The following is a 13,709-nucleotide window of genomic DNA, read 5'->3' on the forward strand; positions in this document are numbered from 1 at the left end:
GATCAACGGATCAGGATTGCCCTGAAATCATTGACATTCGTTCCGGTGGGACCAGTTTCGAACAAATCTCCGATAGCTTCAAACCCGCTATAGCTGTCATTGCGTTCGAGCAGCAACCGTCCATCAAATCCGGCAGAAAGCAGTCGTTCGACCGTCGATCCATCGACAAAGGCGCCGGCATTGTTTTCCGAACCGTCGATGCCATCGGTATCGGCGGCAAGCGCCGTAACCTGCGCTCCACCGATCGCAAGGGCTAGCGACAGGGCGAATTCGCCGTTGCGCCCACCCCTGCCACCCTTAGAGCGAAGCGTTACCGTTGTCTCTCCACCGGACAGAAGCAGGGCTGGCTTCCTGAATGGCCGATCTCTGGAAACGATCTCGCGGGCGATCGCGGCGTGCACAAGTGCCGCATCGCGTGCCTCGCCTTCGACCGAATCCGACAAGATATGGGCGTCGACGCCATGGGCGCGCGCAAGGTTCGCGGCGGCCTCCAGCGAGACGCCGGAAGACGCGATAATGTGGTGCTCGTTGTGCAAGAAGCGGGGATCATCCGGTGTTGGTGCATCGGCGGATGAAGAGTTTAGATGCGTGATGATCGCAGGTGGAAGCGACATGCGGTATCGCTCAATGATCGCAAGTGCCTCGTGGCGGTTGCTGGCATCCGGCACCGTCGGTCCGGAGGCGACAAAAGCGGGATTGTCTCCAGGGATGTCCGACACGATCAGGCTGACGACGCGCGCTCGTGTCGCCGCGGCCAGCCGACCACCCTTGATGTTGGAGACATGCTTGCGCAGGACGTTCATGGCTGCGATCGGAGCACCCGAGGCAAGCAGCGTTTCGTTGAGCGCTATTTCGTCGTCGAGTGAAAGTCCTTCCGGAGGACATGGAAGAAGGGCCGAGCCGCCACCGCAGATGAGCGCGATGACGAGATCATTCGCCGACAATCCGGCGATGGTTTCCATCAGCCGGCGGCTGGCCGTAAGGCCTGCTTCGTCCGGCACGGGATGAGCGGCTTCGATGAGCTCTATGGCTTTCGTTTCGCAGCCATAACCGTAGCGGGTAACAACGGTGCCGCTCAGTTGCGGGCCGTTCCAGACCTTCTCTAGCGCGGCGGCCATCTGCGCCGCTCCCTTTCCGGCACCGATAACGACCGTCCGCCCTTTTTCGGGCGGTTGGGGTAGATGTTTGCCTATGCTGTAAATCGGGTCGGCGGCCTTGACCGCTTCTTCAAAAAGCATCGCCAGCAGATGTCGGTCGTCCACGATCCGTCTCCAACTCTTAATCGAAGTTTCTGACCACGCCAGTTCTGACGCGTCAATCAGGTTCTGGCTTTTGGTCACCGTGACCTATCCGGGCAAAGGCGAGCGACTTGGCCTCGGCAGGAGCTGACGAATATGGCACTGTGCACGTCAAGGTGGACGAGTCCGCGGTGTTGGGAGAGAGGACATGATGAAAAGGCTGCTGTTGATCGCCGCTATCTTCGCCATGCTTGGCACGGCGGCATTTGCAAAGACGGTCAGGATTGGCGTAATCGGACCGTTTTCGGGGCCGTTCGCAGTGCAGGGCGAGAATTTTAAGGTAGGTATCGAGGCTTGGATTGCGGTGAACGGCAGCCGGATCGGCGATAACGAGATCGAAGTCGTCTATCGAGACGTCCCCATTGCTGATCCGGCGAAATCGAGAACGCTGGCAGAGGAACTCGTTCTTCGCGAGAAGGTTCAGTATCTGGCCGGATTTTATTTCACAGATGATGCACTGGCTGTCACGCCCCTTCTTCAACAGGCAAATGTGCCGATGGTGGTGATGAATGCCGCGGCCTCGGCAATCGTGACGACAAGCCCCTATGTTGTTCGAACGTCATTCACCACTGCGCAGACTTCCGCACCTATGGGGTTTGCCGCGAGGAGCGCCGGTATCGACAAGGTCATCACGCTGGTGAGCGATGATGCCCCCGGCATCGATGCCGAGGGAAGCTTTACGGCAGCGTTTGAGAAAGAGGGCGGGACGATAGTGGGGTCGATCCGCACCCCTCTCTCTGCCGGCGATTTTTCTGCGCTGCTGCAACGCGTCGGAAATTCCGGGGCGCAAGCACTTTTCGTGTTCCTGCCCACAGGACCTGCGACGCCCGCCTTCATCAAGGCCTATAACGAATCCGGTCTCAAGGCAGCAGGTATCAGGTTGTTCGCGACTGGCGACTTGACGCCCGAAGCAGACCTTCCAGATCTTGGTGAGCAGGCGGTTGGCTTGATGACCACCTATCCTTATGCCGTCTCCCATCAGTCGGCGGAGAATGCCGTATTCGTGAAGGCCGTGCAGAAGGGCATGGGCAATTCCGATGATCTCTCCTTCGCCGCACTCGGTGCTTATGACGGCATGTATGTACTTTCGAAGATGATCGAGGCGACGGCTGGCGAGCAGAATGCGGTAAAGGCTGTCGAAGCCGTGAAGGGCCTGTCTTGGACCAGTCCGCGTGGTTTCGTCATGATCGATCCGGATAGTCGCAACATCATCCAGACGATCTATCTGCGTGAGGTAGTGAAAGAAGATGGCCGCTATATCAATAAGGAGACGAAACGCTTCGAAAAACAGGGTGATCCGGGGCTTGCATATATCGGCAGGTGATGACAAGGCGCGCAACCCGTTTATGCCACGCCACGACACTGGGATGCGCCGGAGGCAGACCTAAATGCTGCCGGAATCTTTGAAGAGCACGGAGTGGTCGGTCAGGTATCGGGCGAAGATGGGGAGGCTCGCACCGCCGATTGCGCGGGCCTGAGAGCCGACAAGCCCCTCGATGATATCCGGAATAATGACGCCTCGCAGATCGAGACGGTCCACGGCTTCAAGGGTCGCTGTGACGATCCGCTTTCTCACCCAGCCGGGAAAGCCGCCATCGATGACCGCAGCGCCGAAGTCAATAATTGAGGCTGCGGCGATGATGGCCTGCGCCAAGGCGGCTGCGGTCGCCTGGATCCAGCGCTCGAGCGGATCGCCGAAATCGACCCAGTCGTCGGCCGAATACCATAGGGGCTGCGGATCGATGCCGCGCTCGCGCAGCATGTTTTCCAGGACGAAGATCGAGGCGATATCGAGCAGCTGACGGTTTTCGCCATCCTTTCCCCGTACAGGCAGAGGTCCAACTGCGCCAGCGGTACCGGTCCGGCCGGAGAAAATGCTCGAATTCAGAACGATGCCGCCGCCGATGAACGAGCCGATGAAAAGATAGACGAAATCCGGATAGGTCGGGCCAACGCCGAAGACCAGTTCGGCCCCGCAGGCGCTGGTCGCATCGTTTTGCAGGTAGACTGCGTAGGGCATTTTGGCGCTGATTTCGGCATGCAGATCGAAACCGCGCCAGCTATCCATGGCATCGCGGGGCGCACCGATTTCATCTGCCCAGTTCCAGAGTTCGAAGGGCGCTGCGATGCCGATGCCCGCAATGCGGCTTCGAGACCCCTCATCGAGCGTCGCCTCGATCTTCTCCACGCCGGACGTGATGATCCGAAGGATTTCCTGCGGTTGGGGATAGGCGTATGTCTCATGATATTGCTGACGGACACCGCCGACGAAATCCATCAACACCAGATCGGCGCTGCGGCGGCCGATCTTGACTCCGAAGGAGAGTACGGCATCGGGATTGAGCCGCATCGGAATGGACGGTTGCCCCACCCGGCCGCGTAAAGGTTCGCCCCGTAGCAACAGGCCATCCTTTTCAAGCGCCCGCATGATGACTGAGGCGGTTTGCGCCGACAGTCCGCTGAGGCGGGTAATGTCGGCCTTCGACAGCGCGCCGTGCAGCCGCACCAGCGACAGGACCAGCCGCTCGTTATAGGCTCGAACCCGCATCTGGTTCGAACCGCCGGAAAAACTCGCCGCTGGAGCAGGCCCGGAAAGCGGGCCATCCATGATCGACATCCTGCACCTCCTCCCGCATGCAGCTCTACGCAATGATTCGAACATGGCGCTGCAGAATAAATAATTCAATCGGAATTAATTATTGACAGGCGTTTTTCTTTAGCGATTATTGACGATTGCAAGGATGCAGGACTGCCTGGAGGAGGCGTCTGGCTCGATCCGGCCTGCATCGCCACGAACCCGTCCGCGCTCGCGGACTTCATCTCTGGGAGGAGATCATGAAAAAATCCGCATTGTCCCTGTCTTTCGGGGTGCTGGCGCTTGGCGTCGTGTTTTCCGCGCCGGCTCAGGCCGCCGATGTTTCGGCATGCCTCATCACCAAGACCGACACCAATCCCTTTTTCGTCAAGATGAAGGAAGGCGCTACCGCCAAGGCCAAGGAACTCGGTGTTCAGCTGAAATCTTATGCCGGCAAGATCGACGGCGATTCCGAAAGCCAAGTGGCGGCGATTGAAACCTGCATCGCTGACGGCGCCAAGGGCATCCTGATCACGGCCTCGGACACCAAGGGTATCGTGCCCAACCTCAAGAAGGCCCGCGACGCCGGCTTGCTGGTCATCGCACTCGATACGCCGCTTGAACCGATCGATGCCGCCGACATGACCTTTGCGACCGACAACCTGCTTGCCGGCAAACTGATAGGTCAATGGGCCAAGGATACGCTAGGTGACAAGGCCAAGGACGCCAAGGTCGCCTTCCTGGATCTCACGCCTTCGCAGCCATCCGTCGATATCCTGCGCGATCAGGGCTTCATGATGGGCTTCGGCATCGACCCGAAGGACCCGAACAAGATCGGTGATGAAAACGATCCGCGTATTGTTGGCCACGACATCACCAACGGCAACGAGGAAGGTGGCCGTACGGCGATGGAGAACCTTCTGCAGAAGGATCCGACCATCAACGTCGTCCACACGATCAACGAACCGGCCGCAGCCGGTGCCTACGAGGCACTGAAATCGGTCGGCCGCGAGAAGGATGTGCTGATCGTTTCGATCGACGGCGGTTGCCCAGGCGTCAAGAACGTTGCCGATGGCGCGATCGGGGCCACCTCCCAGCAATATCCGCTGCAGATGGCAGCGCTTGGCATCGAAGCGATCAAGAAATTTGCCGACACCGGGGAAAAGCCGAAGCCGACATCGGGCAAGAACTTCTTCGACACCGGCGTAACTCTCGTCACCGACAAGCCGGTTCCGTCGATCAAGTCGATCGACACCAAGGAAGGCCTGGGCAAGTGCTGGGGCTGACCGTCTGATGACGGATAATGAGGCGGCCGGATATGTCCGGCCGTCTCACCAATGCAGCCCCGAAAGACAGTGGGGCACAAGGCAACGCGGGAGGAGGATTCCATGAGCGAGCCAGTGGCAGCCGCACCGCATCACGACTACGAAAAAGTGCTGAAGGAAAGCTCGAAGGAAGTGGCGTCCTTCGACACGGACAAGCCGTCCGCATTGCACAAATTCCGCCATTTCCTGCATTCCAACCCGTCTGCCGTATCGTTGATCGTGTTGGTCGTTTCGCTGCTGGTGTTCGGCCTTACGCTCGGCGGCAAATTTTTCTCCGCCTTCTCACTGACGCTGATCCTGCAGCAGGTCGCGATTACCGGCATCGTCGGTGCCGCACAGTCGCTTGTCATCATGACTGCGGGGATAGATCTGTCCGTCGGCGCGATCATGGTCCTGTCATCTGTGGTGATGGGCCAGTTCACTTTCCGCTACGGCTTGCCGCCAGAACTCGCCATCCTGTGCGGGTTTGCGACCGGTGCATTGTGCGGCTTCATCAATGGCGTATTGATCGCCAAGGTGAAATTGCCACCGTTCATCGTTACACTCGGCATGTGGCAGATCGTGCTGGCCAGCAATTTTCTCTATTCTTCCAACGAGACGATCCGCGCCCAGGAAATCGAGGCAAATGCACCGATCCTGCAGTTTTTCGGCGAGACCTTTCGCCTTGGCGGCGCGGTCTTCACCTATGGGGTGATCGTCATGATCCTTCTCGTTGGCGTGCTGTGGTATGTACTCAATCACACCGCCTGGGGCCGCCATCTATACGCGGTCGGCGATGACCCGGAAGCGGCCGATCTTTCCGGCGTCAACGTGCAGCGCATGCTGATCTCCGTCTATGTCCTGTCTGGTGTGATCTGCGCGCTGGCGGGGTGGGCCTTGATCGGCCGGATCGGATCGGTCTCTCCGACGGCCGGCCAATTCGCCAATATCGAATCCATCACTGCCGTGGTGATCGGCGGTATCTCGCTGTTCGGCGGTCGCGGCTCAATCCTCGGGATGATGTTCGGCGCTTTGATTGTCGGTGTCTTTTCGCTCGGTTTGAGATTGCTCGGTACCGACGTGCAGTGGACCTATCTCTTGATTGGTGTCCTTATCATCGTTGCCGTTGCAGCAGATCAATGGATCAGAAAGGCAGCCCGCTGATGGCCCAGGAACAGACCCAGGATCAGAAAAAGCAGCCGTTTCTTACCGGGCGCGGACTGATCAAGCGTTATGGCCGCGTGACGGCTATCGACAATGCCGATTTCGACCTCTATCCCGGCGAGATCCTCGCCGTGATCGGCGACAACGGTGCCGGCAAGTCCTCACTGATCAAGGCAATTTCCGGCGCCATCCGCCCCGATGAGGGCGAAATACGCATGGACGGCCAACTCGTGCAGTTCACCTCACCGATCGAGGCGCGCAAGGCGGGCATCGAAACCGTTTACCAGAACCTTGCGCTTTCGCCGGCGCTTTCCATAGCCGACAACATGTTTCTCGGCCGCGAAATCCGCAAGCCGGGTTTTATGGGCAAAGTGTTGCGTAAGCTCGATCATGCTGCGATGGAAAGGATCGCGCGTGAAAAACTCTCCGAACTCGGCCTGATGACGATCCAGAACATCAATCAGGCCGTGGAGACATTGTCCGGTGGCCAGCGGCAGGGCGTGGCTGTGGCGCGAGCGGCGGCTTTCGGCTCCAAGGTCATCATCCTCGACGAGCCGACGGCAGCACTCGGCGTCAAGGAAAGCCGGCGTGTCCTGGAACTTATCCTCGACGTGCGTTCACGGGGAATCCCGATCGTGCTGATCTCGCATAACATGCCGCATGTTTTCGAGATTGCCGACCGGATCCATATCCACCGCCTTGGCAAGCGCCTGACGGTCATCAATCCGAAGGACTACACGATGTCGGATGCGGTGGCCTTCATGACCGGCGCCAAAGTACCGGAACCGATTGCCGCTTGAGGCCGGTTACCGGCATTGTACCTGGCAGTGCCGGATCGGCGCCGGTTTTGGTTCAACCTCCGGCACCTTGATAGCGTCGCTGGCAGGCCCGCCAGACAAGGATCGCGATAGCGACCGCAATCGGGCCTGCCAGGATCGCCGTGAACGGTGCTGCATCTCCCAGCAGTGGAACCGGTTTGCCGAGTAGGGAGGCGGCAGGAACATAGGCCATGTATCCCAGCGGCATGACTGATAGCAGAACCAGTTGCAGCGGCAGTGCGAAAATGGCCAGCGGATAACGCGACAGCTCCCAGAAATCGAAATAGATACCGAATAGATAGCGCGAGCGGGTAAGAACCAGTGCCAGGGCAGCGATCATGGTCAGCATCGCGCCGGTCAGCAGTGCCGCGCTGATAAGGCTGGCCGCCAATTGCAGCATGGATAGTGCCGACCAATCGATGGCAAGCTGCGGCAGCGCCCAGGCCATCATGCCGACGCCAAGAGCAATATGGCCACCATATTCGATGTTGATGCCGGAGAAGACCAGAAACGCCCAGGGGCTGATCGGCCGTACCAGTAGAGTATCATAGGTACCGAGGCGCACGAGTTCCTCCATGCGACGCAGCTGCACCAGGGTGAAAGCTGCACCCAGCGCATAACCCAGAACATGAAAACCGAGCATCAAAGCGATCTCCGGCCAGGCCCAGCCACCGAGCGTTTCGAAGCGGTTGGTGATGATCCAGATCGCTCCATAGACGCTGGCATAACCGAAAGCCTGCGCTACCCAGCCGATGACGAGATTTGCGCGGTATTGTAGTCGGGTACGCAATTGCATGCGCATAAGATGCAGATAAAGCGACAGGGTCTGGCGCATTTTCTCAGCCTCCCTGCACGACCATGCGACGGCAGGCAGCACGCGACAACATAGCGACGAGGCCTGCCAAAAGCGCTGCCCAGCAAAACCCGTAGAAAAGGTGAAGAACGCTGGAGGCGAGGTCCAGCTCGCCGAGATAGATGGCCAGCGGATAAAAGGTGATCCAGGCAAATGGCAGATAGAGTGTCGCGCTGATAATCGCATCGGGATAGAACCACAATGGTACCAGCCCGCCGGAAAACAATGCGAGCGTACCACGCAAGAACCACTCCAAGGCGAGCATGTCCATAACCCAGAAGCCGATCATCGAAACGGCGATGGAAATGGTAAACAGCAGAACGATCGACAGCATTAGCGCGAAGACGAACAGCATCGCATGGCCAGGGCTTGCGGGTGGCTGCAGTCCATAGACGGCACTCATCAATACGAGAACGGGAATGCCGATCATCAGCATTTCATGAACACGCACCCCGATCTGACGCGCAAATACCGACACCGGATAGCTGTATGGCCGCATCAGGTGGGTAACGACATTGCCGCTGCGGATATCCGCACCCATTTCGCGCAGGATTTGGTTGGAACCCCAGACGGAAAACATCGTGGCACCGAGAATGGAATAGGTAATCATCTGCGCAAGGCCGATGTTGGTCGCGTCCGCACCATGTGAATAGACGGATTGCCAGATAGAAACACGGGCGATGACGTTCAGTACGCCGCTCAGGAGCAGGATCCAGAACTGCGCGTGAAAACTGGCCTGCACGCGGAAACCGGAAGATGCCAGGGCGAGGAACATGATTACCCTGCATGCTTCGACTTGGACTGCACCACTGCCATCTGCCGCGATTGATAGTAGGTGCGAATGACCTCCTCAATGTCCGGCTCGTGCAGATGGACATCGACAAGCCGTACCGCTGGCCCGAGGGCTGAAATGATATCGACCAGCGAACGGTCTTCATGGGCAAGGATAAAGGTACGGATGACGCCGTCGCCACCGGTAGGCTCGGCACCGGCGAGGGTCACTTCGCCCGGGTCGGAGGCGAACTCGAGTGTCAGCCGACGGCGTGCGCCAAAGGATGCATTGAGATTGCTGAGAGGTCCATCGAACAAGAGCTTGCCATCATCCACCATGATCAACCGGGGGCAGATTTCCTCTATGTCGCGCAGGTCATGGGTGGTGAGGATGATCGTCGTGCCGCGCTCCTTGTTGATACGGGCAAGCAGTTTGCGCACGACATCCTTGGCAACGACGTCGAGACCGATCGTCGGTTCGTCGAGAAACAGGATTTTCGGCTCGTGCAGGAGCGTCATGGCGATCTCACCGCGCATGCGTTGGCCGAGGCTGAGCTGGCGTACCGGCCGGTCGAGGAACGGGCCGATCTGAAGCATATCGAGTAGCTCAGCCTTCACCTGTTCGAACCGCGCCTGTTGGACGCGATATATGCGCCGATGCAGATCAAAACTCTCATAGAGCGGCAGATCCCACCATAGCTGGCTGCGCTGTCCGAATACGACGCCGATATCGCGGGCGTTGGCTATTCGCTCGACATGCGGGACGCGGCCTAGCACCTTGACCATGCCCGATGTCGGAACCAGCACGCCGGTCAGCATCTTGATCATCGTCGATTTGCCGGCACCATTTGGACCGAGATAACCAACGGCCTCTCCGGCTGCGATGGAAAAGGAAATTCCATCGACCGCCTTCACCTGCTTCTTTACGGGGGCGAGGTAATTGCGAAACGCGCCGGAGAACCCCGGCTGCGGCACTTTCTGCGCAAACCATTTGGTTGCGTCCTCGGTGTGGATGATGGGCGGCATGGCGGCGTATCCGGGATGGGAGACTCTGCGGTTATCCCGCCAGTATGACTGCCATGCGACATCGGGCAATATGTGCCGGGCATTTTTGAAGAGAGGCGGAAAGAAGCGGCCGCCACAGGAAAGCGCCAGGAGCAGGTATTTGCCTATACCGGAAGACCGGACGCACGTTCGGTCATTGTCTCTGATCCGTGGATAGAGGCGAGGCGACGCCAAGCTTCGGCATAGGAGACTAGGCCAGGGATGTTCAATCGGGTGATGGTAGTTTCATTGTTTGCTGTGGGCCCGGTACCGGTCAGGAGAGCCGCGCCCTGACATGTACCGCTCGATCCTTGGACGGCGATCACGGTTCTGCCGGTCAGTGAGGCCAAGGCCTGAAGGAAAACCGTGTTGCGGGCGAATGGTCCCTCCACCAAGATTGGACCATCGGCGCCGATCAGGCCCAGACAGGTTTGCGTCATCAACGCCAGGTAAAGACATGCTGTAGCCCAGCGTTCGGCCACCGACGCGTGATCCGCTTTGAGCCAACGACCTTGTCGGCCGGGGTAGGGGCCGGATCCATCCGCAAGATTGGGCATAAGCAGGATCTGCCGCTCGATCACCGTCGGCAGAGCATCAAGCGCTGCATGCTGATTTAAGGTGCCGAGTTCGGTGGTCAGCATCTCGAATTCCCGGCCGCCCATGAAGCGGGATGAGGGCACTGCCCGGCCATAGGCATCGACATTGGCGAGCGTATCACGCGCGGGATCGAGGTGATCGAGATCGCCCGCGACCGCAAAATTGACCACCCAGGTACCAGTCGAGACAACGGCAAACGGAGATGTGCGGTTGACCAGATGCGAGAGCAGCGAAGCATTGGAATCGTGGATGCCGCAGAAAACCGGCATCGGTATCGTCAGGCCAATTTTCCCGGCGACATCCGGCAAAACCGAGCCGAGAACATCAAAGGCGGAACGTATCGGGGCCATGAGATCTCGGATATCGAGCTTGTCAAGGAGGGAGGACCAATCACCTTCGCGAGGGCGCCAAAGATCGGTATGGCAGCCGAGCGAGGTGGCTTCGTTGGCGACGACCCCTGTGAGCCGATAGGCCCAGTATTGCGGATAGGTGAGGATTGTCCGAACAGTCGCAAAATTGTCGGGGAATGCGATCTTCTGGTAATGAAGTTGCGCGCCGAGGTTCAATCCGCCGGAAAGCAAAGGGGAAAAGGTCTCGGCAAAAAGCGGACGTACCCCGGCATAGGCCTGTCGGATCTCCTGCGGATATTGGTGCTCGTAGTCCAACACCGGCATTGCCAGCTTTCCGCGTATGTCTAGAAGGGCGGCAGACGCGCCGTGCGCCGTGATCGAAATGGCGTCGTAACCCGGCGCGGCTGCGAAGGAGGCGAGGGCGTCCAATATGAACGACCAGAGGGCGTCGACATCGTAGTGAGGGTAGGGTGGTCCGGGAACGGTCCGGTTCGGCGTGCGTCGTTCGGCAATCTCCTCGCCGGTGCCGCAGTCCAGCACGACAACCTTGGCATTTGTCTTGCCGATATCGAGGACGGCGATCCGGCTGAAATCGTTCATGGCAGATGGAACACGGTTACGAGATCGCTCTGGATTGGGGAGTTATCCGGGTTCGTCTCCATGATGTCGGCCATATAGACCCACCAGCGTTTCATCAGCGGATGGCCGGCAAGGCTTGCCATGTCATGATCGACGGGGCGGCTCAGCACGCCGAACAAGGTGTTGGTCTCGCGGTCGAGATGGATGGAATAATCGCGAACACCGGTCTCATGCAGCAACGCACGCAGTTCCGGCCAGATTTCGTCGTGGCGCCTGCGATACTCGAATTCCATGCCGGGGTTGAGCTTCATCTTGAAGGCGTATTTTTCCATGGTCATTGGCTGCCCATGAGCTTCATGCGCCGGGCAATGATCGGCAGCGCGATGGTGACGATCAGAAGCAGGCCGACGAATATCGACATGACGATGCCCGGCACGTTCAACAGCCCGAGGCCGAAGGTGACGAGCCCCATCACGAAGGCGGCGATGACGACGCCGGCAATCGTGCCTGCTCCGCCGAGAATGGAAATGCCGCCGAGAACCACCATGGTGACGATCTCCAGTTCCCAGCCCTGGGCGATCGACGGACGGGTGGAGCCGAGCCGCGATGTGAGGCAGACGGCAGCAATACCTGACATCAGCCCGGTGAGCAGGAAGAGCTTGAACTTGATCCGCTCGACGGGAATGCCGGAGAAACGTGCGGCCAATTCGTTATTGCCGATGACGAATATCTGCCGGCCGAAATTGGTGGCATGCAGGAGTATACCGAAGAGAATGGCGAGTGCGATAAACAGCACAAATTCGAACGAGAAAACCCAGGCGACATAACCCTGGCCAAAGAAAGCGAAGTCGGCGGGATATTTGCCATAGGCCTTATCGCCGAGCACAATATAGGAAATGCCGCGAAACAGGCTCATCGTGCCGATGGTGACGACGATGGACGGCAGTTTCAGCGCCGAGACGAGCAAGCCGTTGATCGCGCCGCAGCCGACGCCGACGCCGACGCCGATGCAGACCAGACCCGGCGTGCCGACGCCCATTTGAGCTGCAGCCCCCATGGCGGTCGATGCGAGTGCGATGATGGCGGCGACCGACAGATCTATTTCGCCGGCAATGACCAGCATTGCCATGGCAAAGGCAATCATTGCCTTTTCGGTGAAGTTGAAAGTGGCGTCCGACAGGTTCCAGGCATTGAGGAAATAGGGGGACGCGAAGGAATTGGCGATGAAGATTGCCAAGGCCACCCCGAACAGCAGAACTTCCCAGCTGCCGAGCAGCCGGCTTATCGGCGTGCCGAGCTTGTCGGGAATGCTCGCGCGGATTTCGGCGTCGGTCACGATGTCTTTCATGCGGAAACCTCCCTGAGGCTGCGATCGCGAAGAATGATGCGCCCGGCCCGGCGTTCGGCGCGTGCGTTGAAGACCACGGCCAGCACAATGACGACACCGGAAATGGCCATCTGGGCAAAGGGAGAGATACCGATGACCGGCAATGCATTCTTGATCACGCCGAGGAACAGCGCTCCGAGTACCGCGCCTGCGACCGAACCGATGCCGCCGGCAATCGAAATGCCGCCGATGACGCAGGCGGCGACCGTATCGAGTTCGAACCCGGCGGCGACATCGACATAGGCCACGGCATAACGTGAGACCCAGAGATAACCGGCAAGGCCTGCCAATGCGCCGGAGAGTACGAAGGCCCGAAACCGTGTCCAGCCGATATCGATGCCGGCATAGACGGCCGCGGTCGGATTCCCCCCCGCGGCATAGGCCGAGCGACCAAACGGGGTACGGGTCAAAAGCCCCCACATGATGAGAACGATGATGATGGCGATCCAAGACAGGATCGGAAGCCCGAGCACGGGGAGGCGGGGAAAATTCAGAAAGGTCGCCGTCATCTGGTGTGAGTTGACCCAGGCGCCGCCAGACAGGACGAAGGCCATGCCGCGATAGATGGTAAGCGTGCCGAGTGTGACGACGATCGGCGGGATCTGCAGTGCCCAGACGAGATAACCGTTGATTGCCCCGAGTGCCGCACCGATCCCGATCGCCAGCACGATCATCAACGCCAGCGGCAGGCCGGGATAGGTGGCATCCAGCATCGCCACCGCCATGCCTGTAAAGGCGAGGTTGGCGGCGACCGACAGGTCGATCGACTTGGTCAGGATCACCGTCATCTGGCCGAGCGCCAGAATGATGAGGATCGCCGTATCATTGAAAATGTTGGAGAGGTTTCCGGGCGTGGCAAAGCCGGCCGCGCGTGTGGAAAAACCTGCCACCATGATGGCGATGATGCCGAAAAGCAGGAACTCACGGTGTTTCAGGATGCTGTTCAACGGATTGGCTCTCATCTTTCCG

Annotated in this window: 13 protein-coding genes; 4 read left to right on the plus strand and 9 right to left on the minus strand. The window is 59.1% G+C overall.

Features of this window, described 5'->3' with window-relative positions:
• Positions 1 to 2 precede the first annotated feature (2 nt).
• Positions 3 to 1,238, minus strand: a complete 1,236-nt coding sequence (locus AC2GXZ_RS19225; protein WP_483760870.1) for a glycerate kinase type-2 family protein — start codon at positions 1,236 to 1,238, stop codon at positions 3 to 5.
• Between the two features lie 211 nt (positions 1,239 to 1,449).
• Between AC2GXZ_RS19225 and AC2GXZ_RS19230 the strand changes: the two genes are divergently transcribed.
• On the plus strand, positions 1,450 to 2,622 hold the full coding sequence (locus tag AC2GXZ_RS19230) for an ABC transporter substrate-binding protein (protein WP_483760871.1): 1,173 nt from the start codon (positions 1,450 to 1,452) through the stop codon (positions 2,620 to 2,622).
• A gap of 60 nt (positions 2,623 to 2,682) precedes the next feature.
• Here the strand turns inward: AC2GXZ_RS19230 and AC2GXZ_RS19235 are convergent, their stop codons facing one another.
• Positions 2,683 to 3,915: an ROK family transcriptional regulator gene (locus tag AC2GXZ_RS19235; protein ID WP_483760793.1), complete on the minus strand. Its 1,233-nt coding sequence runs from the start codon at positions 3,913 to 3,915 to the stop codon at positions 2,683 to 2,685.
• A gap of 218 nt (positions 3,916 to 4,133) precedes the next feature.
• Here AC2GXZ_RS19235 and AC2GXZ_RS19240 point away from each other — a divergent pair, with 218 nt between their 5' ends.
• The 3 genes from AC2GXZ_RS19240 (at position 4,134) to AC2GXZ_RS19250 (ending at position 7,141) form a co-directional block, all read left to right on the plus strand.
• Positions 4,134 to 5,159: a substrate-binding domain-containing protein gene (locus AC2GXZ_RS19240; protein WP_483760794.1), complete on the plus strand. Its 1,026-nt coding sequence runs from the start codon at positions 4,134 to 4,136 to the stop codon at positions 5,157 to 5,159.
• 102 nt (positions 5,160 to 5,261) lie between these two features.
• Complete coding sequence (locus tag AC2GXZ_RS19245) at positions 5,262 to 6,341, plus strand: ABC transporter permease (protein ID WP_483760795.1); 1,080 nt, start codon at positions 5,262 to 5,264, stop codon at positions 6,339 to 6,341.
• Positions 6,317 to 7,141, plus strand: coding sequence for an ATP-binding cassette domain-containing protein (locus AC2GXZ_RS19250; protein ID WP_483760796.1), 825 nt, complete (start codon positions 6,317 to 6,319; stop codon positions 7,139 to 7,141). Before AC2GXZ_RS19245 ends, AC2GXZ_RS19250 begins: the two co-directional genes overlap by 25 nt.
• 52 nt (positions 7,142 to 7,193) lie before the next feature.
• Here AC2GXZ_RS19250 and AC2GXZ_RS19255 read toward each other — a convergent pair whose 3' ends face one another.
• The 7 genes from AC2GXZ_RS19255 to AC2GXZ_RS19285 form a co-directional block, all read right to left on the minus strand.
• Positions 7,194 to 7,994: an ABC transporter permease gene (locus AC2GXZ_RS19255; RefSeq protein WP_483760797.1), complete on the minus strand. Its 801-nt coding sequence runs from the start codon at positions 7,992 to 7,994 to the stop codon at positions 7,194 to 7,196.
• 4 nt (positions 7,995 to 7,998) lie between these two features.
• Positions 7,999 to 8,787 carry an ABC transporter permease gene (locus AC2GXZ_RS19260; RefSeq protein WP_483760798.1) on the minus strand — a complete coding sequence of 263 codons (789 nt, stop codon included), beginning with the start codon at positions 8,785 to 8,787 and terminating at the stop codon, positions 7,999 to 8,001.
• Between the two features lie 2 nt (positions 8,788 to 8,789).
• Positions 8,790 to 9,809, minus strand: coding sequence for an ABC transporter ATP-binding protein (locus AC2GXZ_RS19265; RefSeq protein WP_483760799.1), 1,020 nt, complete (start codon positions 9,807 to 9,809; stop codon positions 8,790 to 8,792).
• Positions 9,810 to 9,952: 143 nt separating this feature from the next.
• Positions 9,953 to 11,374: an FGGY-family carbohydrate kinase gene (locus AC2GXZ_RS19270; protein WP_483760800.1), complete on the minus strand. Its 1,422-nt coding sequence runs from the start codon at positions 11,372 to 11,374 to the stop codon at positions 9,953 to 9,955.
• Positions 11,371 to 11,691, minus strand: coding sequence for an L-rhamnose mutarotase (rhaM, locus tag AC2GXZ_RS19275; RefSeq protein WP_483760801.1), 321 nt, complete (start codon positions 11,689 to 11,691; stop codon positions 11,371 to 11,373). The genes AC2GXZ_RS19270 and rhaM overlap by 4 nt, the downstream gene beginning before the upstream one ends.
• Positions 11,688 to 12,701 carry an ABC transporter permease gene (locus tag AC2GXZ_RS19280; protein WP_483760802.1) on the minus strand — a complete coding sequence of 338 codons (1,014 nt, stop codon included), beginning with the start codon at positions 12,699 to 12,701 and terminating at the stop codon, positions 11,688 to 11,690. Before AC2GXZ_RS19280 ends, rhaM begins: the two co-directional genes overlap by 4 nt.
• Positions 12,698 to 13,702, minus strand: coding sequence for an ABC transporter permease (locus AC2GXZ_RS19285; protein ID WP_483760803.1), 1,005 nt, complete (start codon positions 13,700 to 13,702; stop codon positions 12,698 to 12,700). Before AC2GXZ_RS19285 ends, AC2GXZ_RS19280 begins: the two co-directional genes overlap by 4 nt.
• Positions 13,703 to 13,709 lie beyond the last annotated feature (7 nt).

This window comes from Aliirhizobium sp. YIM B11859 (assembly GCF_057163345.1).

Coding starts and splice junctions, on each gene's coding strand:
- AC2GXZ_RS19225 (WP_483760870.1), bottom strand. CDS start 1,238: ATGCTTTTTGAAGAAGCGGTCAAGGCCGCCGACCCGATTTACAGCATA.
- AC2GXZ_RS19230 (WP_483760871.1), top strand. CDS start 1,450: ATGAAAAGGCTGCTGTTGATCGCCGCTATCTTCGCCATGCTTGGCACG.
- AC2GXZ_RS19235 (WP_483760793.1), bottom strand. CDS start 3,915: ATGTCGATCATGGATGGCCCGCTTTCCGGGCCTGCTCCAGCGGCGAGT.
- AC2GXZ_RS19240 (WP_483760794.1), top strand. CDS start 4,134: ATGAAAAAATCCGCATTGTCCCTGTCTTTCGGGGTGCTGGCGCTTGGC.
- AC2GXZ_RS19245 (WP_483760795.1), top strand. CDS start 5,262: ATGAGCGAGCCAGTGGCAGCCGCACCGCATCACGACTACGAAAAAGTG.
- AC2GXZ_RS19250 (WP_483760796.1), top strand. CDS start 6,317: ATGGATCAGAAAGGCAGCCCGCTGATGGCCCAGGAACAGACCCAGGAT.
- AC2GXZ_RS19255 (WP_483760797.1), bottom strand. CDS start 7,994: ATGCGCCAGACCCTGTCGCTTTATCTGCATCTTATGCGCATGCAATTG.
- AC2GXZ_RS19260 (WP_483760798.1), bottom strand. CDS start 8,787: ATGTTCCTCGCCCTGGCATCTTCCGGTTTCCGCGTGCAGGCCAGTTTT.
- AC2GXZ_RS19265 (WP_483760799.1), bottom strand. CDS start 9,809: ATGCCGCCCATCATCCACACCGAGGACGCAACCAAATGGTTTGCGCAG.
- AC2GXZ_RS19270 (WP_483760800.1), bottom strand. CDS start 11,374: ATGAACGATTTCAGCCGGATCGCCGTCCTCGATATCGGCAAGACAAAT.
- rhaM (WP_483760801.1), bottom strand. CDS start 11,691: ATGACCATGGAAAAATACGCCTTCAAGATGAAGCTCAACCCCGGCATG.
- AC2GXZ_RS19280 (WP_483760802.1), bottom strand. CDS start 12,701: ATGAAAGACATCGTGACCGACGCCGAAATCCGCGCGAGCATTCCCGAC.
- AC2GXZ_RS19285 (WP_483760803.1), bottom strand. CDS start 13,702: ATGAGAGCCAATCCGTTGAACAGCATCCTGAAACACCGTGAGTTCCTG.